This is a genomic window from Lewinella sp. W8, from assembly GCF_004375085.3.
Classification (GTDB): domain Bacteria; phylum Bacteroidota; class Bacteroidia; order Chitinophagales; family Saprospiraceae; genus Neolewinella.
Map to the genome: position 1 here is coordinate 1 of NZ_SNAQ03000013.1, position 20,519 is coordinate 20,519.

The 20,519-nt window shown below is 56.4% G+C and carries 16 protein-coding genes; 11 read left to right on the forward strand and 5 right to left on the reverse strand.

The features are described from left to right. From E1J53_RS14720 to E1J53_RS14740, 5 genes are all read left to right on the forward strand, one after another. A partial coding sequence (locus E1J53_RS14720) for a T9SS type A sorting domain-containing protein (protein WP_154640209.1) occupies nt 1-734 on the forward strand: 734 nt, incomplete at its 5' end. A 903-nt stretch (nt 735-1,637) separates the two neighbouring features. Then, complete coding sequence (locus E1J53_RS14725) at nt 1,638-2,774, forward strand: sensor histidine kinase (protein ID WP_134274513.1); 1,137 nt, start codon at nt 1,638-1,640, stop codon at nt 2,772-2,774. Next, nucleotides 2,698-3,438 (forward strand): LytTR family DNA-binding domain-containing protein, encoded by a 741-nt coding sequence (locus E1J53_RS14730; RefSeq protein ID WP_134274514.1) that lies wholly within the window; start codon nt 2,698-2,700, stop codon nt 3,436-3,438. The genes E1J53_RS14725 and E1J53_RS14730 overlap by 77 nt, the downstream gene beginning before the upstream one ends. A 434-nt stretch (nt 3,439-3,872) precedes the next feature. After that, nucleotides 3,873-5,435, forward strand: coding sequence for a YifB family Mg chelatase-like AAA ATPase (locus tag E1J53_RS14735; RefSeq protein WP_134274515.1), 1,563 nt, complete (start codon nt 3,873-3,875; stop codon nt 5,433-5,435). Between the two features lie 238 nt (nt 5,436-5,673). Further along, nucleotides 5,674-7,425 carry a glycoside hydrolase family 9 protein gene (locus E1J53_RS14740; protein WP_134274516.1) on the forward strand — a complete coding sequence of 584 codons (1,752 nt, stop codon included), beginning with the start codon at nt 5,674-5,676 and terminating at the stop codon, nt 7,423-7,425. 7 nt (nt 7,426-7,432) lie between these two features. Here the strand turns inward: E1J53_RS14740 and E1J53_RS14745 are convergent, their stop codons facing one another. Beyond that, complete coding sequence (locus E1J53_RS14745; RefSeq protein WP_134274517.1) at nt 7,433-8,647, reverse strand: bifunctional alpha/beta hydrolase/OsmC family protein; 1,215 nt, start codon at nt 8,645-8,647, stop codon at nt 7,433-7,435. A gap of 112 nt (nt 8,648-8,759) precedes the next feature. On the opposite strand from E1J53_RS14745, the gene E1J53_RS14750 reads away from it, so the two are divergent. After that, nucleotides 8,760-9,014, forward strand: coding sequence for a hypothetical protein (locus tag E1J53_RS14750; RefSeq protein ID WP_134274518.1), 255 nt, complete (start codon nt 8,760-8,762; stop codon nt 9,012-9,014). Between the two features lie 8 nt (nt 9,015-9,022). Here E1J53_RS14750 and E1J53_RS14755 read toward each other — a convergent pair whose 3' ends face one another. Further along, the gene (locus tag E1J53_RS14755; protein ID WP_134274519.1) at nt 9,023-10,696 is read right to left on the reverse strand and encodes an FAD-dependent oxidoreductase; all 1,674 of its coding nucleotides are present in this window, start codon (nt 10,694-10,696) and stop codon (nt 9,023-9,025) included. A gap of 30 nt (nt 10,697-10,726) precedes the next feature. Continuing rightward, a complete protein-coding gene (locus E1J53_RS14760; RefSeq protein ID WP_134274520.1) occupies nt 10,727-12,136 on the reverse strand; it encodes an ATP-binding protein in 1,410 nt (469 codons plus the stop codon). 199 nt (nt 12,137-12,335) lie between these two features. Between E1J53_RS14760 and E1J53_RS14765 the strand changes: the two genes are divergently transcribed. The 3 genes from E1J53_RS14765 to E1J53_RS14775 all read left to right on the forward strand — a co-directional run bounded on the left by E1J53_RS14765 (nt 12,336) and on the right by E1J53_RS14775 (nt 14,851). Then, nucleotides 12,336-12,815, forward strand: coding sequence for a hypothetical protein (locus E1J53_RS14765; protein WP_134274521.1), 480 nt, complete (start codon nt 12,336-12,338; stop codon nt 12,813-12,815). 132 nt (nt 12,816-12,947) lie between these two features. Beyond that, a complete protein-coding gene (trmD, locus tag E1J53_RS14770; protein ID WP_134274522.1) occupies nt 12,948-13,631 on the forward strand; it encodes a tRNA (guanosine(37)-N1)-methyltransferase TrmD in 684 nt (227 codons plus the stop codon). A 137-nt stretch (nt 13,632-13,768) separates the two neighbouring features. Continuing rightward, nucleotides 13,769-14,851, forward strand: a complete 1,083-nt coding sequence (locus E1J53_RS14775) for a mannose-1-phosphate guanylyltransferase (protein ID WP_253931829.1) — start codon at nt 13,769-13,771, stop codon at nt 14,849-14,851. A gap of 60 nt (nt 14,852-14,911) precedes the next feature. On the opposite strand, the gene E1J53_RS14780 is transcribed toward E1J53_RS14775, so the two are convergent. Next, complete coding sequence (locus E1J53_RS14780; protein ID WP_134274523.1) at nt 14,912-16,483, reverse strand: hypothetical protein; 1,572 nt, start codon at nt 16,481-16,483, stop codon at nt 14,912-14,914. A 201-nt stretch (nt 16,484-16,684) separates the two neighbouring features. Here E1J53_RS14780 and E1J53_RS14785 point away from each other — a divergent pair, with 201 nt between their 5' ends. Beyond that, on the forward strand, nt 16,685-17,839 hold the full coding sequence (locus E1J53_RS14785; RefSeq protein ID WP_134274524.1) for a 2-isopropylmalate synthase: 1,155 nt from the start codon (nt 16,685-16,687) through the stop codon (nt 17,837-17,839). A gap of 71 nt (nt 17,840-17,910) precedes the next feature. On the opposite strand, the gene E1J53_RS14790 is transcribed toward E1J53_RS14785, so the two are convergent. Further along, nucleotides 17,911-18,765, reverse strand: coding sequence for a S1/P1 nuclease (locus E1J53_RS14790; RefSeq protein ID WP_134274525.1), 855 nt, complete (start codon nt 18,763-18,765; stop codon nt 17,911-17,913). A gap of 333 nt (nt 18,766-19,098) precedes the next feature. Here E1J53_RS14790 and leuC point away from each other — a divergent pair, with 333 nt between their 5' ends. After that, nucleotides 19,099-20,508 carry a 3-isopropylmalate dehydratase large subunit gene (gene leuC, locus E1J53_RS14795; RefSeq protein WP_134274526.1) on the forward strand — a complete coding sequence of 470 codons (1,410 nt, stop codon included), beginning with the start codon at nt 19,099-19,101 and terminating at the stop codon, nt 20,506-20,508. Nucleotides 20,509-20,519: the final 11 nt, after the last annotated feature.

The window sequence follows — 20,519 nt, forward strand, 5'->3', positions numbered from 1 at the left end:
TGGTTACCTTCCCCGAGGTGTACAACGTGAACAACCTGCAGGGCAACGTGACGGATGCTGACTTCGTGGGCGTTGAGCTGGGTAACGTGGTGCGCGCCGGCGGCCGCGCTGCACTTGAGCTGAACGTAGAGCAAGCCGAACTGGCCGCGGGCCAGACGCACACGGTAAAAATCAGCAACGGAAACCTAGCGGGCTTCCAGGGTACCCTGGAGCTGGCCGCGGGACTGGAGCTGGTCAACGTAGCCTACGAAGGCGAAGGAGCGATGAACCTGAACCGTGCCGGTGAGGGAATGATCGCGATGGCCTTCAACGGTCCCACGCAGATCAGCCTGGAGGTACGGGCCACCGAAGACCTGCGTTTAAGTGAGGTGCTCCGGATGACGGATGCGATCACCTATCGGGAGGGAACGGCCGCCAACGGCGGCGCGGGAAGTCTGAGCCTGCAGTTTGGAGGAGCACTGGAAGTATCCGCCCAGAACCGACTGCTGCAGAACACGCCCAATCCGGTAACGGAGACGACGGTCGTACGCTTTGAGTTGGCCCAGGCGGGTCCGGCGACGCTGACGCTGCGGGACGCAGCCGGTCGGATCGTGCTGGTTCGCGAACTGGATGCGGTAGCGGGAGCCAATCAGCTGGAGCTGTCGCGGAGTGATCTGGGCGGCAGTGGTGTACTAACCTACACCCTGACGGCCGGCGACTTTACGGCGAGCAAGAAGATGGTGGTAGTGCGCTAGGGCGAACCGACCACTATCCGAAACGGATAGACGAACGGCCCCATCGGAGTGATCCGGTGGGGCCGTTTTTTTGTGGTTGGAGGGGAGGCAAGCTTAACGTATAGATACGTCTATACGCCGGAGAGTCACCCCGCATCACAACCACTTTCAACGGCGGGATTTTGGGCTTCCGCGTAGATATGTAGAAGTACGACAAAGGCAGGAAAACCGGAACAAATTACGCCAACCCATTCTCCAATCCTACTTTACCAAAGCTGGTTTGTGGGACTGACTTTCGGGCTTCCGCGTAGATATGTAGAAGTACGACAAAAGCAGGGAAACCGGAACGAAATACGCCAACCCCATCCTCCAATCCTACTTTACCAAAGCTGGTTTGTGGGACTGACTTTCGGGCTTCCGCGTAGATATGTAGAAGTACGACAAAAGCAGGGAAACCGGAACAAGGTGCACCAATCTCAGTCCCTGGATTCCACGATACAACAGCCGTTTTTGGGGCCGGAATTTCGGGCTCCCGCGTAGATATGTAGAAGTACGACAAAGTTCACCATCATGGTCTTCCGCCAAAGGAAGAAATGAGCAGGGTACTACCCCCATCATCTTGGCTCCATCACTTCACTACACGGCACCTGCGCTTGCGCCCCCTTATTCAGCCAGAACCCCGAATAACTCCTTAAGCTACGTACGGACGAGTGCGGCGCACCTGAAGGGCAAAAGAAGGACCCGTTTTTGGACATCCGACGGATGTTGTGGTCGTTTAACTACTTTCTCAGGTAACGATCAGCGATTAGGAATACCTTTAGGGTGAGGAAATGAGGTTGACAAATCCGCTACGTCTTCCAGAGACCATGCTTGTGGTCGGGGCCCGCGCTACGGTGACCGCATTTATCGCTACCTTACTCAGTAATGCAGTCACTCTTCAGTTACATCGGGGAACATCGACGGGAAATCGGCCTACTGGCGGTCCTGTACCTGGCGTTTGCCATCTTCTACATGGTAAGCCTCAAGCACTCTCTGCCCGCCGAATACAATGCAGACTATAGCTGGGGCATCATCTACCTTGACTACCCCCTGAAGGCACTCTTTACCTTACCCATTTGGTACCTGACTTTCCGGGTATTTGACCACTGGAGCTTACGGGCAAAAATTCTGCTTAACATTGCTCTGATGCCCGTCTGGGTGAAGGGATGGCAACAAACCTACTACTGGATTTACGAGAACGTCCTGGATCGATGGCACCTGGAAGGATCGGGACAATGGTGGGATATCTACATCCCCGGCCTATTCTATGCCGTGCAATTTGGGGTCTTTCATGCCTGGCACTACTATCAGAATTTCCGCACGACGGAACTCGCCCGGGCGGAAAGCGAGCGACTGGCCCTGCAGAGTGAACTCTCGGCGCTGAAGGCCCAGCTGAATCCGCACTTTTTGTACAATGCCTTCAATACAATCAGTGCCAGCGTAGGGCCGGGGCAGGAGCAGACCCGCCAGATGATTGCCCAGCTGAGTGACCTCTTCCGCTACCAACTGGCGGCCAATCGTTCCTCCCGCGTGACGCTGGCCGAAGAGTTTGACTTCGTGGCGGACTACCTGCGCCTGGAGCACGCCCGCTTCGGGGATCGATTAACCTTCCGGATCGCCCCCACTGCCGATGACCCCTTATGCCGGGCCTCCATCCCTCCATTGCTGTTGCAACCCCTGGTGGAAAATGCCGTCCGCCACGGAATCTCCCCGAAAGTAGAGGGAGGAGAAGTAGTGGTGGAAGCCAAAAAAGTCAACGACCACTTGAGGCTTATGGTCTCCGATAACGGCGTTGGCTTTCCCCCCGAAGAACGTAACAAACCGCGGGAAGGCTACGGATTACGGAATACGCGCCGGCGTTTGCGGTTGCTGTTCGATCAGGAGTTGATCATTGAGCAGCCCGCGGACGGAGGGACGCGTTGTATATTTTATATGCCCCTGGAATATGCTCAAGAAAGTACTGCTGATCGACGACGAAGCTCCCGCCCGGAACCTGTTACGGGAGTATCTGGGCGCTCATGAAGACCTGATCATCGTGGGCGAAGCCCACAATGGCGTGGATGCCCTTCGGCTCATTGCCGAGCACGAACCCGACATCATTTTCCTAGACGTACAGATGCCGGGGCTCACCGGCCTGGAAGTCCTCACCCGTTTGGAAGTGCTTCCGCTGGTGGTGTTCAGTACGGCCTACGACCGCTACGCCCTGGAAGCCTTCGAGCTGCACGCCGTGGATTATCTGCTCAAGCCTTACACCCAGGAGCGGTTCGGGCAAGCGGTAGCACGACTGCGGGAACGTATGAGTTCCGCCCAGCCCGGGGTGGCAAAACTGACCCAACACCTGCACGATCAGGCTGCCGCCAATTACCCGGACCGGATCATGGTCAGCCGGGGAAATAAATACGTGGCGCTCCCCATCAAGGATATCCTCTGCATCCGGGCCGACGGCGACTACTCTTCCATCCTGACCGCAGAAAGAACCTTCCTGACGCAGTACGGACTCGGAGAAACGGAACGCAGGTTGAATCCCGACCTCTTCCTCCGTATTCATCGCTCTACGATCATCAACCGGCAGGCCATCCGGGAAATTTACCGCGAAGGACATGGCTTTGACGTCATCCTCACCAACGGAGAAATCGTCCGGGCCAGCCGGAGTTACGCCGATACGATCAAGGAGTTGTTGTTTTAGGAAAATGTACCGGAAAAGGCTTGCTCTGCAAGCCGGTCGTTCAGGCTGGGAAGAAGGCTAAGGCTGAGGAGAAGGCACTGGATCAGATTCGCTCCGCAAGCTGGTCGTTCAGGCTGAGAAGAAGGCTGAGGCTGAGGAGAAGACCCTGGATCAGATTCGCCCCGCAAGCCGGTTGTTCAGGCTGAGAAGGAGGCTAAGGCTGAGGAGGAGACTCTGGATCAGGCTTGCTCCGCAAGCCGGTCGTTCAGGACAAGGAAAAAAGCTAAGGCTGACGGGGACTGACGACGGGGGCGCAAGCGCAGGTGCAGGAGAGATCGGTGCAGCAGGGTATTCGGGTAGTTTGGTGGATTGTACGACGCGGCAATCTTTTTTGTTTTATTTGTGCAATAAAACTATTTTTGTTTTGATAAGGCTTACTGCAACCGAGCAGTAATATGTTAGTAAAGACTTTTGCCAGCGCCGTCGAGGGCGTTGATGCCCGCTCCATCACCGTTGAAGTGAACGCGGGAGGCTTCGTAGCCGAAGGGAAGCCCTGGTACAATGTAGTGGGGTTGCCGGACAGCGCCATCCGGGAGGGATCCTACCGCGTGGAGGCGGCCGTCCAGAACAGTGGTTTTATGAACCGGAGGATGAAGATTGTGATCAATCTGGCCCCCGCGGACGTTCGCAAGGAAGGGGCCGCTTATGATCTGCCTATCGCCCTGGGCTACCTCAACGCTACCCAACAAATCGTGGTGCCGGACCTTCAGGATTACATGGTCATGGGAGAGCTGTCGTTGAGCGGAGAATTGCGTCCGATTAAGGGCGCGCTCCCCATAGCCATCCAGGCGAGGGCGCAGCGATACAAGGGCTTTATCGTGCCCGAGGAGAATGCCCGCGAAGCGGCCATCGTGAGTGACCTACCGGTCTACGGGGTGACGAGCCTACGCCAGGCCATCGATTTCCTGACCGGCGACATCAAGCTGGAGCCCACCCAGGTAAATACCCGGGAGGAATTCTTTCAGCAACGCGCCAGCTACGAGCTGGACTTCAGTGACGTCCGGGGGCAGGAAAACATCAAGCGGGCCATGACCATCGCTGCGGCGGGCGGGCACAACGTCATCCTGATTGGTCCTCCCGGAGCGGGAAAGACGATGCTGGCCCGTAGGTTACCCACCATCCTGCCTCCCCTGGACCTCCGGGAGGCCCTGGAAACGACCAAGATTCATTCCGTTGCGGGGATTTTACCGGAATCGGCGGCCCTGATCACTAACCGTCCCTTTCGGGCACCCCACCACACCATCAGCGACGTGGCACTGGTGGGCGGAGGGAGTTACCCTTCGCCCGGCGAAATCAGTCTGAGCCATAATGGGGTCCTCTTTCTGGACGAGCTACCGGAATTCAAGCGGACGGCCCTGGAGGTGATGCGTCAACCGATGGAAGAGCGGCGCATCGTCATCAGTCGGGCAAAGGTGACGGTGGATTTTCCGGCGAGCTTCATGTTGGTGGCCAGTATGAACCCCTGTCCGTGTGGATACTTCAATCACCCGGAAAGGGAGTGTACCTGTCCGCCGGGTGCCGTAAAACGCTACCTGAGCAAGATCAGTGGCCCCTTACTGGATCGCATCGACCTGCAGGTGGAAGTGACGCCGGTTCCCCTGGAAAAGCTGACCGGTACGCCGCCGGAGACCGAAACCAGTGCGGTGATCGCTCAGCGGGTGGTAAAGGCCCGCGATATTCAGGCCGGCCGTTATGCGGAACAAAACGGCATCTACTGCAATGCGCAAATGCCCAGTCGGATGGTGAGAAAGTGGTGCGTCGTGGATGCGGCTGGGCAACAGCTGCTGAAGACGGCCATGGAAAAGCTGCAATTAAGTGCCCGGGCCTATGACCGCATCCTGAAGGTCTCCCGTACCATTGCCGATTTGGACGGGGACGAGAACATCCTTCCCCAGCACATCGCCGAGGCCATTAATTTCCGCAACCTGGATCGGGAGAGTTGGGGAGAGCAGCGATGACGCTTATGGCCCATTGCTGCCTGATGGGAACGATCGAGTGCAGAGACGCCGGAGGCCATGCTAAGGTTACGGGTATGTCGGATCCGGGCGGTGGGCGAAGATATTTTCCCGGACGTTAATCTGCCTGGCCGGAGAGGGTTAGGCCGGACCGGCTACGTCAAACGAGTAACTAACCGTTACCTACCTTAGTGTAGCCCCCGACCTTACGGTACCTTCCGCCTTCAAACGAAGACTAACGATGAGAAACCTAACTGCCACCATTTGTGTTGCTCTTTTGTTGTTTGCCTGTGCCCCCTCTGACGGGGATCCACCCCCTTTTTCGGGTGAGGTGAGCGAACAGATTCAGCTGCACCAAATCGGATATTATCCCGGTGCACCGGTGCGCTTTAGTGTGAGTCTTTACGATGCCGTACGGGATTCCCTGGCACCTGCGCCTGCGCCAGAAGAACCGGTCTACTTCCTCACTACGATTTCGGGAGATAGTATCGTCGCCCGGGGAGAATTGGGGACCGAAGAGGACTGGACGGAAAATGCCGGAGCGAGGGTTCGGTACACGGAGCTGTCCAGCCCCGGCCGGGGGGAATACCGGATTTATGTTCCCGGAATTGGCTATTCGTATCCCTTCTCGGTCGCGGATGATCTGCACCAGGAAGCCTTTCGCGGAGCAGTAAAGAGCTTCTACTACCAGCGGGCGAGCCAGGAGCTGAGGGAAGTACACGCAGGAAAGTGGCATCGCCCGGCGGGACACCCCGATCTGGGCGCGCGCTTTCACCCCTCCAGTGGGCGCACTACGGGGCGGCTGGACAGTCCCGGTGGGTGGTACGATGCCGGAGACTACAACAAGTACGTCGTGAATGGCGCCTTCCCCCTGGGTCAGATGCTGGCGCTCTGGGAAGACGTGGGCGACCCCGCCGCAGACGCTACGCTGAACATCCCCGAAAGCGGCAACGGCAAGAGTGACTTCCTTGATGAGATGAAGGTTGAGATGGACTGGCTCCTCACCATGCAGGACGAAGACGGCGGACTGTTCCACAAGTTCACCACCAAGAATTTTGAGGGTATGGTAATGCCCCACGAGGCGACCAGTGACCGCTACGTGGTGGGAAAAAGTACCCACGCAACCTTGGACTTTGCGGGCGCTGCCGCCCAGGCGGCCCGCGTCTTCCGGGAATACGATGCCGGTTACGCGGAGCAATGTTTGGCCGCTGCCCGTCGTGCCTGGGCGTGGGCGAAGGCGAACCCGGCGGTCTCCTTCGTCAACCCGAAGGACGTTTCCACCGGACAGTACGGTGACGTGGATACTTACGACGAATGGGTTTTTGCCGCCGCGGAACTGTTTTGCACGACGGGAGAGCAGGAGTTTCTGAACGCGCTGCAAGCTAATCCACCCAAGGTCAGGTACAATGCCGGGGAAAGCTGGACGGCCTACATGGGGATGATGGGGGTCTACAGCCTGTTACGGCACGAAGACCGGGTACCCCTCGAATTCCGGGAAGCACTCCTGGCGGAGGTGATCGGGGTAGCGGATAGCCTGGTGGAGCAGGTTGCCGCAAACGCCTACCGCCAACCCATTAATACCTTTGAATGGGGCAGTAATTCGGACGTACTCAATGCGGCGATGGTGATGGCCACCGCGCACAATTACGCGCCGAAGCCGGATTACCTGGAAGCCATCCGGGCGTCGGTCGACTACATTTTCGGCCATAACCCCCTTGGGGTAAGCTTTCTGACGGGCTTTGGGGAGAAGACGCCCATGTTCATTCACCACCGGCAGAGTGCAGCAGACGGTATCCCGGAACCCGTGCCGGGTTTACTATCCGGCGGACCGAACCCCAAACAACAGGACCGGCAATACACTACCTATCCCACCATGGCCCGTCCGATGCAAAGTTGGGCCGATCAGGAACCGAGTTATGCCTCCAATGAAATTTGTTTGAACTGGAATGCGCCGCTGGTCTACGTACTGGGCTGGTTGGAAGCCAATCAGTAGGCCCAGCTTACGCTTCTTTTAGTTGGGTACTGACCTCCACCGTCTCGTGGAGGGTACGGTGAACCGGACAGCGATCGGCAATCTCCAGTAGTCGGGTGACCTGAGCCTCCTCCAGGGGCCCCTTCATGACGATAAAGCGCTCGAACAGATCGATTTTTGCCGGCCTTTCTTCCGCGGCTTCCATGTCCTGGACGTAGTCTTTACGGTGGTCAATGTGTACTTCCACCTCCTCCAGCGGCCACTTCTTTCTACGGGCGTACATCTGCATGGTCATGGCGGTGCAGGCACCCAGACCCGCGCTGAGTAATTCGTAGGGGCTGGGGCCAAAGTCATTCCCGCCGATGCTCTCGGGTTCGTCGGCGGTCAGGTGGTGTTGCCGCACCATCACTTCGGTGGTGAAACCCGAACTACCCAGACGCACCGCAACCGCCTGTTGACTTCTCAACGGGTCGTTCTTGGCCACTTTAATGTAGCGGGATGACCAGCCGGCAATCACCTGCCCGGCGTAATGGGCGTCCTCACCGTCGGTGAGTAAATGGTCCGCACCGTCCAGAGAAACAAAGCTTTTGGGGTGATGGGCCGCATGATAGAGTTTGGCCGCCTCATCAATGCTTACCGTCCGGTCCTGGGGGGAATGCATAATCAGGATGGCGGCGTCGAGGTCTTTAATGTGCTCTTCGACGCGATGTTGCTCGAGGTCATCAAGAAATTGCTTGGCAATTTTAAAGGGCCTTCCTCCAATATCTACGGTGGCCGCGCCGGCGGACTCAATTTCCTCAATGCTTTCGGCAAAATGGGCGGAGACGTGGTCCGGGGCGAAGGGAGCACCGATGGTGGCTACCGCCTTTACGGAAGGGAGTTGACCGGCGGCACAAAGTACGGCGGCTCCACCCAGGCTATGGCCCACCAGCAGGGAGGGGGGCTGATGGTTTTCGGTAAGCCATTCGGCGGCCGCAATCAAATCGGAAATGTTGGTGGTGAAGTTGGTATCCACAAAATCTCCGCCACTGTTGCCTAATCCGGTAAAGTCAAAACGCAACACGGCGTACCCCTGCATATTCAACTCGCGGCTGATGTTGCGGACGGCGGCGAGACTGCTCGAACACGTAAAGCAATGGGCGAAGAGCGCGAAAGAATGGGGCAACTGGTTTACGGGAACCTCCAGGCGGGCGGATAACTGATGGCCTCGTCCGTTGGCAAAGGTGATTTTAGTGCTTTTCAAGGAGTAATAAATTTTAAAAATATTGATGACCGGGTGAAATTGGACTTATTTTTAAAACAAAAAGTTTGTTTTGTTTTAAAAACGACCGTAGCTTTGTAAAAACTCACGAAGCATGTCTGCACCTAAGACCGATCCGAAATTAGGGGAAAAGCCCCGTAATGACCTTCCCGGACAGGAGGAGCGAGATCGCCTGCGCGACATCATCGTAGTAATCGTTACCTACCCACTGACCCCCACGAAGCGAGCGGATCAGCTGGCGCGGAGAAAGCCCTGGTTAGAGTTTATCTCACTACTGCTGAAGGTAGCCCTCGCCGCCTATGCCCTGTACCAGGCCGCGATGAGTGGCGGAGCGGGTGCCTCCTACTGATCGATGCCTTAGGTTTCGGCCAGGTACTGGTGGACGAATTTGATGGCCATGGCGCCTTCTCCCACGGCCGAAGCTACCCGGTTCATGGCTCCGGAGCGAACATCACCGGCCGCGAAAACACCCGGTTGACAGGTCTCCAGCAGATAGGGGCTCCGGTCGAGGGGCCAGTTGCGGCGGTTGTTGTTCTCACCGAAGACCTCCCGCCCGGTAATCACAAAACCCCGGTTGTCCACGGCGATCTGTCCGCGCTCAATCCACTCCGTCCGCGGACGGGCACCGATGAAGATGAACACCGCATCGGCGGGTGTTTCGTAGGTGCTGTCTTCTTCCAGGTTTCTGATGACGAGCCGTTTGACGCGATCTTCCTCGCCGCAAACCTTCTCAATTTGCCGGAACCCCTGAACTTCGATGTTGTCGATGCCGTCAATTTGGTCAATCAGGTAAGAAGACATACTGGAGGTCAGGTCGGGCTTCCGGATAAGGATGTTGACCTGCTTGGCAAATTTGGAGAGGTAGACGGCCCCCTGACCGGCAGAATTTCCGCCACCCACTACGAAGATGGTGCGATCTTCGCAGGCTTTGGCTTCCGTCATGGCGGCTCCGTAATAGACACCCGCCCCGCTGAATTGATCGGCGCCTTCGGCGGGAAGTTTCCGGTACTGGACCCCGGTGGTAAGGATTACGGCCCGGGTTTTTACTTCGGACCCGTCGTCCAACGTCAGAATTTTATAGTTGTGTTCCATGCGAATATCCTGGACTTCCCGCGGAGAGACCAGTTCCACCCCAAACCGGAGGGTTTGGGCCATGGCCCGGCGGGTAAGCTCCGAGCCGGATAACCCACTCGGAAAACCGAGGTAATTCTCGATCCGGCTGCTGGTGCCCGCCTGCCCGCCCGGTGCCCGCCTTTCGATCAGCAGGGTTTTCAGCCCCTCCGAACCTCCGTATACGGCGGCGGCCATTCCGGCCGGTCCGCCGCCCACAATGACTACGTCATACAAATCCTCACTCACCGAAGCGCTCATGCCGAGCCGTTCGGCGAGGTCGGCCAGTTTGGGGTCAACCATACTCGACCCGTCCTCAAAGATGACCAGGGGAAGCTCCCGGTTGCCGCACTGGTGCAGACCGAGGATTTCCTGACCGGCCTCACTCTGGGCCTCCACCCACTGGTAGGGCTTGAGGTTGGCGGCCAACCAGTCCTTGATGTTGTGGGACTTCGGGCTGTACTGGTACCCCACCACGCGGATGCCCTGAAAGCCGGGGCGATAGCTCAGCTTCCAGTCTTCCAGGAGCTCGTCGAGTACGGAGTAAAGCTTTTCTTCGGGTGGATCCCAGGGCTTGAGCAGGTAGTAGTCGAGCTGCACGTCATTGATGGCCTTAATGGCTGCCTGGGTATCGGAATAGGCCGTAAGTAGCGCCCGTTTGGCCAGCGGAAAAAACGCTTTGGCCTGCTCAAGAAAATTCACCCCAAGCATCTCCGGCATCCGCTGATCTGAAAGGAAAAGGGCCACCGTTTCCCCCTTCTTTTTCAGCTCCTTCACGGCATCGAGGGCTTCCTCTGCGCTAGTGGTGCTGATGACCCGGTACTGATCTTTATACTGATTCCTCAGGTCCCGCTTGAGGGAACGAAGAACCTGGGGATCGTCATCAACGGAAAGAATTATGGGCTTTCGGGGAGTAGACATGTTGCGTGATTAGCGGATGGATAAAGGGTATTAGAGAGGGAAACAGACGCGAAAACAGGTTTTCCCGGGTTCGCTTTCGAGTCCAATGGTGCCACCGTGCCGATTCAGGACTCTCCGGACAATGTCGAGCCCCATACCGGTCCCCTCCCCAATTCCCTTGGTCGTGAAAAAGGGATCAAAGACTTTACGCTGAATGTCTTCCGGTATGCCACTGCCGTTATCCTCAATTTCTACACAGAGGTTATCGCGTTGCTGGTAAGTACGCAGGATAATCTTCCCTCCCTTGTCGGGCAGCGCGTCAATGGCGTTGGCAATGAGGTTGGTCCAGACCTGATTCAGCTCACCCTCCAGCGCCTTGATGTGGGGCAGGTCCTTGTCGACTTCTTTTTCGAGGGTGATATTTTTCTTCTTGAACTTGAATTTAAGCATGGTCAGGGTGGACTTTAAGCCGGTATGCACGTCCACGAACTCCATGCTCGGATCACTATCCATGTGACTGTAAGTCTTGATGGAGGAGACCAGCTCAGAAATGCGTCCACTGGCCGTCTGGATTTCCGCCACCAACCGTTCCGTAGTCAGGTTCGTCTCGATCCACCGGAGGACGGGAGCCACCGCCGCTTCGGGAAGAACGGCCGCAATGTCATCGAGATGCTCCGGGGTGAAGGAAAAATCCACCAGGGTGTCGACAATGTCGTCTCCCCGCTCAATCCCACGGTCATCGAACCAGTCGAGCAGGTCGTCATTCATCTCCTCTCTTTGCATCAGACTTAAATCCTCCGGGTCCGGAGCCTCGGCGATGCGGTTGAAGAGAATCTTGTTGACCGCATCCACGTCATCCGGGTCTACGCGCATCGTGATCACCTCCTTGAAGCGTTCCGGGGTCTGCTGCAGGTGTCGGTGGAGTTCCTGACTGGAACGCACCATCGCCGAGGCGGGATTGTTCAGCTCGTGGGCCAGGCCCGCACTCATTTTACCCAGGGCCATCAGCTTCTCGTCCATCAGCTGGATTTGCTGGAAATCCCGGACCCGATTCGTCATCACACTCACCAGGACCTGGGTGAGTTTGTAGCTGGTGTTGACCATCTCCACGAAGCAATCCCGGTGCAATTCGAGCACGTAATTATCCTCCAGGGCCAGCCCGGCCGCACCGGCGTGCGTCATGCGACTAAACGGAAGAATACCGAACACAAAGGGGCCTTCCCATACGCCCAATTCCCTTTTTCGGCCGTCCTTTTCTCTCCGGATCAGGTAGGACCCCCGCAGCATCACCTGCATGTGGTTCACTTCGTCACCGTGTTGAAAAACGTAACTGTCCTTAGGGTACCGAACGTAGCGGGATTTATCGAGCATCCACCGGAGAGCATCATCCTCGACGGGCTGGAACAGCTCCATTTCCCGTAGTTGGGTAAACAGGTCCGGTGTTTTTTCAAGGAGCTCCATGCATAGTGGGTTGTGACAAAGGAACACCCCAGGGGGCGTCCGGTTGTGTGGATATGTGGGGCACCGTCGTAATCAGACAGTGTGTATTTTGTTTGCCCCACATTTTCGACCCCGAGCCCGATTGGCCAAAAGACTGGACGGGGTAAAGCCCGGGAGAAAATCAAGGATTTCCACGTAGCTTTGCGGCACAAATGAGTGCATGATGACCGTAGGAAAGCAGAAATTGTCTCAAATCAGTCTGGAGGTTACCTGGTGGGCGTTTACGTTGGTACTGGCGGCCCTGGTGCTGGCTCCCATCTACGTCAACGTACCGGATTTCCCCTTTTTCTTCCCCAACTTCGTGTACGTGGTGGCGGCCATTACGCTGACTCGCTATCTCTTCTTCCTGCACATCAGCTGGTTGCGGGATAAACTCATCCTCCAGGGAGCCATTAGCATTGCGGTCATTCCCCTCATCTTCTTCATGGTCCAGTACTTCAACTACTTCATCACTTTTTTCGACGAGAACGGACCGGACATCCTCGTGAAAAACCTTCCGGAAGAAATCGGGGGCATCATGGACACCTACATGCACGCAGAATACCGATTCTTCGGGGTTTGGGCGGTCATTGCGGCCGTGATTACGCCCTTCCGTTTGTTGATCAATGTGTGGAAGCGATACCGGGTGGGGGTGAGGTAGAATAGTGGGTAGTACTGTAGTGGGTAGTGGAGGAGTTTGGGCCCGGAGGGCGGGTGCCATGAATCTCGTGGCGCTGCGCGCAGCCAAGCCTTCGGGTAAGGGAACCGTCCTTCAATCAATTATCTTTGCGAAATGCACATCGACATTATTTCCGTCATTCCGGAATTGTTAGAATCTCCCCTGTCACATTCCATCATGCAGCGGGCTCAGGATAAGGGACTGCTTTCGGTAGCGGTTCATGACCTGAGAACCTACGGTCTGGGCAAACACCGCAGCGTGGATGATTACCAATTTGGGGGTGGTGCCGGGATGGTTATGCGCTGTGAACCACTGGCCGCGGCCATTGACGACCTGCAAGCCAGGGGCGAATACGACGAGATCATTTACCTGACGCCCGACGGGCAGACCTACGATCAGCGCCGGGCCAACCGGCTCAGCCTAGGTACGCGGCTGCTGCTGATTTGCGGCCATTACAAGGGCATCGACCAGCGCATCCGGGATGCCTACGTTACCCTGGAGCTGAGTATCGGCGATTACGTACTGTCGGGAGGAGAGCTGGCCGCAGCGGTGATTGTCGATTCCATCGGTCGCCTCATCCCCGGGGTCATCAACGATGAAACGAGCGCCCTTACGGACAGCTTCCAGGATGACTTGCTGGCTCCGCCCGTGTATACCCGGCCGGCGGAGTGGCGGGGCAGAAAGGTACCCGAGATTTTGCTGGGTGGTAATTTCCCGGCCATCGAAAGCTGGCGGGAAGAGCAGGCACTGAATCGAACGAGGGAAAGACGGCCCGATTTGCTACCTCCAGGGGAATAAACCTACCAAAATTAGCGGGAAACCGTCGCTTTATCGAATTAGCAGCGGGAGGCTGAGTCACCCCGCTTAGCTTTGTAACGTAAGCGGATTAATGTTCGGGGAATTACCCTTTGACTCACTCGGAAAACTTTGCAAAAATGAATAATCATACGTACGTAGCCATCATGGCGGGAGGTGTTGGTTCCCGATTTTGGCCCGCCAGCCGGGAGGCCCGCCCAAAGCAGTTTCTGGACATCATGGGAGACGGCCGTAGCCTGCTCCGGATGACCTTTGACCGGTTTTTGAACGTGACCACGGCCGATAAGATTTTTGTGGTTACGAACGGAAAATACCGGGAGCAGGTAAAGGAACACTTACCCGAGGTCACCGATAATCAGATCCTGTGCGAACCCAGCCGCAACAATACGGCTCCCTGCGTCGCCTATACGGCCTTCAAGCTCTATCAACTCGATCCAGAGGCCAACTTTGTGATCGCCCCCAGCGACGCCCTGATCATCAACGAGGGCTTGTTTGCCAACAACATCAATAAGGCGCTCACCTTTACCGCCGAGAATGATGCCCTACTGACGTTGGGTATTTCTCCCGACCGGCCACATACGGGCTACGGGTACATCCAGTTTGAGGGAGCGGAGGAAAACAGCGGGGTATATCCCGTAAAGCGATTTACCGAAAAGCCGGACATGGCCACCGCCACGAGTTTTTTGGCCAGCGGAAATTACCTCTGGAATGCGGGCATCTTTATCTGGCGGGCGGCCACCATCCTGGATGCCTACGAAAAGTACGCTCCGGAAATTTTTGCCCTCCTCCAGCAGGGCCTGGCGTGCTACAATACCGCAGACGAGCAGGCCTTCATCGATGAATTTTACCCCCAGACCCCCAAGATCTCGGTGGACTATGCCATCATGGAAAACGCCGACAACATTTACACCATCCCCGCTCAGTTTGGGTGGTCGGACCTGGGGGCCTGGGGAGCGCTCTATCAGGAAAGTGGAAAAGACGAAAACGGCAACGTGGTTTCCGGGAATCAGGTCCTCATGGAAGACGTACATAACTCCCTGATTCGCGGACCAAAGGACAAACTGATGGTCATTGGCGGAGTAGACGATCTTCTCATCATTGACGAAGGAGACGTACTGCTCATTTACCCCAAGAATCGGGAACAGGAGATTAAGAAACTGCGATCACGGGTGGAAGGGGCCCACGGAGACCAGTTCGTCTGATCTGCGCGTAGTAATCCGAGCGTGCCACGTCCCCGCGGGACTTAGCTTGACTTTACCAGCCTAATCGTTGTTGATTTCCTCGACTTGCCGCATGCGCTCGAACTTGGCCCGGAGGACTTCCTCTACGGAAACGTCGTTGATCTTGGACTCCAGCCAGCTGGGGATATCCAGGAAGGTAAAGGGGCGTCGCTCGAAGGGGTTTTCGGCCACCTTGTCCAACTTGGCTTTCAACTTGATGAACTCATCCCGGAGTTGGTCTTCCCGCACCCGGGGTAAGCGCCGCAGGAATCGGAAAATCAACTGCTGGGTCTCCTGCAGGTGCTCCACCTTGGCCAAAAAGCGGTACACCGATTTAACCTGATACTCTACGAGTTGAACGTTGCCCATTTCGAAGTGACAAATGAGGCTGAGGATCCGGGAGTAGGCCTGAATGTCGGACCGGTAATTCGGGCTCCGCTGGTTAATGATCAGGTTGAGGTAGTCAATGGCCGTATCGTTATCTCCACTACCGAAGTACAGGCAGGCAATCCGGTAGTAAAAGATCATGATGCGGTGGTCGTCCCAGTTGTACCGGTTGTCGTCAATGACTTCCATGATCTGGGGGACGAGCCCGAGGCCCTGGGTGAAGGTCCCCTCCATATAGTGTTTACGAATCTGATGGTCGAACTGGTAGAGATGATACAGCCCCTGAACGTTTACGTTATTGGTCAGGTCGTACTGATGGGGGAAAAGCTCCAGGTGTTGTAGCTCATCCACGAACTTATCGTACTGCCACATATTGAAGAGGATGGCCAGTTGGTTGTGAATACCCTTCAGGTAAAGAGGGGCATTGGCCTCAATCATCTTCTCATTTTCCCGGAAAAGATCCACCCATCGCTGGGTGTAGCGATAGCAGAGCGGGAACTCGTGGCACATCAGGTGCATCCAGGTATAGGCCTGGCAGTAGGAAATTTTTCCCCAGAAATCCAGATCGTCGAACTGGGCCTCCGGAAGCTGTCCGCGGAAAAAGGTTTTCACCATGTGGAGGTCCTGCTCGTTGCTGACCAGGCCGATCTTGAGGTAAAGGCCGTAGAGCCGGAGGGCCAGGTTCGAAAAAGCATTGCTGGTGGTAATCTTCTTGGTCAGGGCCGTACACTCCTGACTGAGTTCTTCGGCCCGCCCCTCGATGCTGCGGGTGATGTATTGACCCTCGATAAGTTTTTCGAACTGAGCGATTTCCAGTACTACGGTATTGGCTTCCACCTGGGAGGCACGCTTCTTTACTTTGTCCAGTACGTCCAGCGCCTGGCGATAAAGCCCCTTGTTGTAAAGAATACGGGCGTAATCAAGATTTTCCCGCAGCAGGATTTCTTCATCCTTGTTGCGATTCAGCAACCGGAGGCTCGTCAGCAGTTGCTTGTACAGGTGGGCTTTCAGATTGGAGAGTTGGCTCTTTTTGATGCCATCAATCCTCTTAAGGATGTAATCCTCATCGTATTCGCCGGTCCTTTCCAGGATGTCGAACAACTGGAGGAAAAGGATGTCGGCGTTAGCCTGCTGATTGCGCTTGACAAAAAGACGAAAATGGCGTTTCTCCGCCCGGTTGAGGGAGGCGACAAGCTTTAGGAGGTCGTCCGTCTTTTGTTTTGGCATTGTATAATGTCTTGATGCAGTTAATTGAAAATCAGTAGTTTATGGTGGTTATGGGCCTCGCGTGCTATCGCAAACCTACGGTTTATAAAGTTAGGGAAACTTCGCCCGTTGGAATGCGAAGGGGTAATTTTATAGTCCTGACCAATTAGGCAAGTCAGTTGCCATAAAGATAGAAATACCCGTCTAAACGGGCTTTTGAGTATGGATACGAACCGAATTCAGATTTTCGATACTACACTGCGGGATGGAGAACAAGTGCCCGGCTGTAAGCTGGATACTGACCAGAAGCTGGTCATCGCCCGTCAGTTAGAACTATTAGGAGTGGACGTCATTGAGGCGGGATTCCCGATCTCCAGTCCCGGTGACTTCAAGTCGGTAATGGCCATCACCCGGGCGGTGTCCGAACCGGTTGTGTGTGCCCTTAGTCGGGCAGTTAAAAAAGATATCGAGCGGGCGGGTGAAGCGCTGCAGTACGCCAAACGCCCCCGGATTCACACGGGCATCGGCACGAGCGAGAGCCATATCCGGTACAAGTTGCGCACTACGCCGGAAGACATCATCGAGCGCGCAAAGGGCGCGGTGAGACTGGCCAAGTCCTTCGTGGAGGACGTCGAGTTTTATGCCGAAGATGCCGGCCGTACGGATAACGAGTTTTTGGCCCGGGTAATCCAGGCGGCCGTGGACGCCGGTGCGACGGTACTCAATATCCCCGATACCACGGGCTACTGCCTGCCCGACGAGTATGGGGCCAAGATTGCCTACCTGCGGGATAATGTGCGAGGCATCGAGAAGTGTACGCTCAGTACCCACTGTCACAACGATTTGGGTCTTGCTACGGCCAACTCGATCGCCGGCGTACGCAATGGTGCCCGTCAGATTGAGTGTACGATAAACGGCATTGGCGAACGGGCCGGAAACACTTCCCTGGAGGAAGTGGTCATGATCATGCGCCAGCACGCACACCTGGGACTGGACACCAACATCAACAGCAAGTTACTGCTGGAGACCAGCCACCTGGTCAGTGAAAGCATGGGCATGGTCGTACAGCCCAATAAAGCAATCGTTGGCGATAACGCTTTTGCGCACTCCAGCGGAATTCATCAAGACGGTGTCATCAAGCGCCGGGATACGTACGAGATCATCGACCCGGCGGAAGTTGGGGTAGATGAGTCCCGTATCGTACTGACGGCGCGGAGTGGTCGGGCAGCATTGGCCTACCGCTTCAAAAACCTGGGGCATAACGTCACTAAGGTTCAGCTGGACGATCTGTACCAGGAATTTCTGCGGGTAGCGGATCAGAAAAAAGAAGTGGAAGACAAGGACCTGGAGACGCTGATCTCCGCCATGGTTGCCTAAGGAAATTCATCCACAAGCACAACCTGCCTCCCGGCCAGCGGCGTACGCCCCCGGCCGGGAGGCAGGTTTTTTTATTTGTAGATCCCGTTTAGGAGCGCGGCGGCACGGTATCCGGCGGCCGCCAGTCGGTCTTCGACGACTGGTAGGAAGTCGTGCTGGTAATTCCAGGAGAAATCCGGAAGGCCCGTTTCCCGGTCGGTGTAGTCGTAGAGGGTGTTGTAGATTCGTTCACGGAGGACGACACTCTCCGCAATCCACTCCTCCAAAGAATCATTGGCCCAGGCTTCCTGGCGGGAACGCGTGTGGATGGAAGCGAATTTGGCGAACTCCGTATAGCTGAGCCGTTCGTGCTCGATGATTTCCGTATCCCAAACGGAATGCAGGTTCTTACGCTCCCCAAAAAAGAGGACCGAAATTTTATTTCCTCCCGAGTCGCGGTTTTTACCCACGTGCATGGGCTGGTGCACGTCGCCGATGAAGTGGATGAGAAAAGCCAGTGCGGTGGCGTCGAGGGAGCCGGCGAGTGGCTGGACTTTTGATTTCTCCATGATATCCTTCATTCTTTGGCGGGCGATGGTTTTACCCTCCAGGATCTCCACCATCAGTTCGATGCCTTCCCGGACGTCGTTGATTTTCTCTTCGCCCCGGTTGCGGTCGGCGACCATGGCCATGGTTTCATCGGGTTGGATGGTCATGTAGTGCCAGGGTTTGGCAAAATCCCAGCCCCTTTCTGATTTGATGTAATCCGGCCAGTTGGCAACCTGCTCGAGGTAGTTGTCGCCAAGGGCTGCGTCGATGCGGGCACGGGCCGTTGGGGAGAGGTTGTCGTAGCATATTTTGGCCACAATCCGGTGGCCGTTGGCCCCCCAGGCCAGGAGGAAGGCGGGGAGCAGGGTCAGGGCAACAGCGAGGAGTCTTTTCAGCATGTTTTATTGGTTGAGTTGGAACAAAGATATCAGGCAAAGGGGGCAAAAGGTACCCTGCTAGACAAATGTGTTTCTCCCTCTCCTAACCCCGTCCGACTGGCAGTCAGGCCGGGCGGGCTCTCCATTTCGCTTCGCTGGAGAGGCACTGAAACAATCATTTGTCTAGCAGTGTAGGGCAAAAGGTCCTGAGTTTTTTTTTGGCAGAAATCGCCATCTTCCTTTTCCGACGTCGTAGAACTCAAAAAACCTTGCTCCCGATATAGGCGCTGGCACCTGCGTCCGCGCCCGGTTTATGATAACTTTGCCCTAGCAACAATAATTCCTCTGAATTCCATGGGAAAAACACTATTTGATAAAGTATGGGACGCTCACGTGGTTACCGAGGTAGCCGGTGGGAACCAGGTCCTTTACATCGATCGTCACCTGATTCACGAAGTCACCAGTCCTCAGGCCTTCAACGGCTTGCGCCGCCGGGGGTTGCCGCTGTTTCGACGGGACCGGATCGTGGCCACCGCCGACCATAACGTTCCGACCAAGGATCAGGACAAACCCATTGCGGAGCCCCTCAGTCGTAAGCAGGTGAGTATGCTGACGGAGAACTGCGAAGCCTTTGGCGTGGAGCTTTACGGACTGGGGCACCCCTACCAGGGCATCGTACACGTGATTGGCCCGGAGTTGGGCATCACGCGGCCGGGCATCACGATGGTGTGCGGAGACAGCCATACGAGCACCCACGGAGCCTTCGGCGCCGTAGCCTTCGGCATCGGGACCAGCCAGGTGGAGCAGGTAATGGCCACGCAGTGCCTCCTGCTGACCAAGCCCAAGAAGATGCGGATTTCCGTGGAGGGGACGCTGCAAGCCGGAGTGACGGCCAAGGACGTCATCCTCTACGTGATTTCCCGACTCGGGACCGGCGGCGGGACCGGCTACTTCGTGGAGTACGCGGGGTCAGCCATCCGCAGTCTGAGCATGGAAGGCCGCATGACGGTCTGTAATATGAGTATTGAAATGGGCGCCCGGGGCGGCCTCATTGCTCCGGATCAGACAACCTTTGACTACCTGGAAGGGCGGGAATTTAGCCCCAAAGGTGCCGACTGGGAGGCTGCGGTTGACTACTGGAAGAGCCTGCCCAGCGACGAAGATGCCGTCTTTGACGTGGAGCACACCTTCCGGGCCGAAGACATCATGCCGATGGTGACCTACGGAACCAATCCGGGCATGGGCATGGGCGTCACGGAAAGCATTCCGGAAGAAAATGCCATCCACAACGCGGCGAGCGTCCAAAAGGCGATGAAGTACATGGGGCTTACTGCGGGCAAGCCCCTGCAGGATATGCCGATCGACTACGTATTCATCGGTTCCTGCACCAACAGCCGGATTGAAGATTTACGGGCCGTCTCCCAGATGGTGGCGGGGCAAAAAGTAGCCGATAACGTCACGGCCATCGTCGTGCCGGGATCCCAGCAGGTAGCCCGACAGGCCATCGCCGAGGGCCTGGATAAAACCCTGATGGCGGCCGGCTTCGAATTCCGGGGTGCCGGGTGTTCGGCCTGCCTGGGCATGAACGAAGACAAGGTGCCCGCCGGAAAGTACTGCGTCTCTACGTCCAACCGGAACTTTGAAGGCCGGCAGGGGCCGGGAGCCCGCACCATTCTGGCCAGTCCCCTTACCGCCGCTGCGGCCGCGATCACCGGTAAGGTGACCGATGTGCGGGAGATGCTACAATTGAACATTGAACATTGAAAATTTAACAT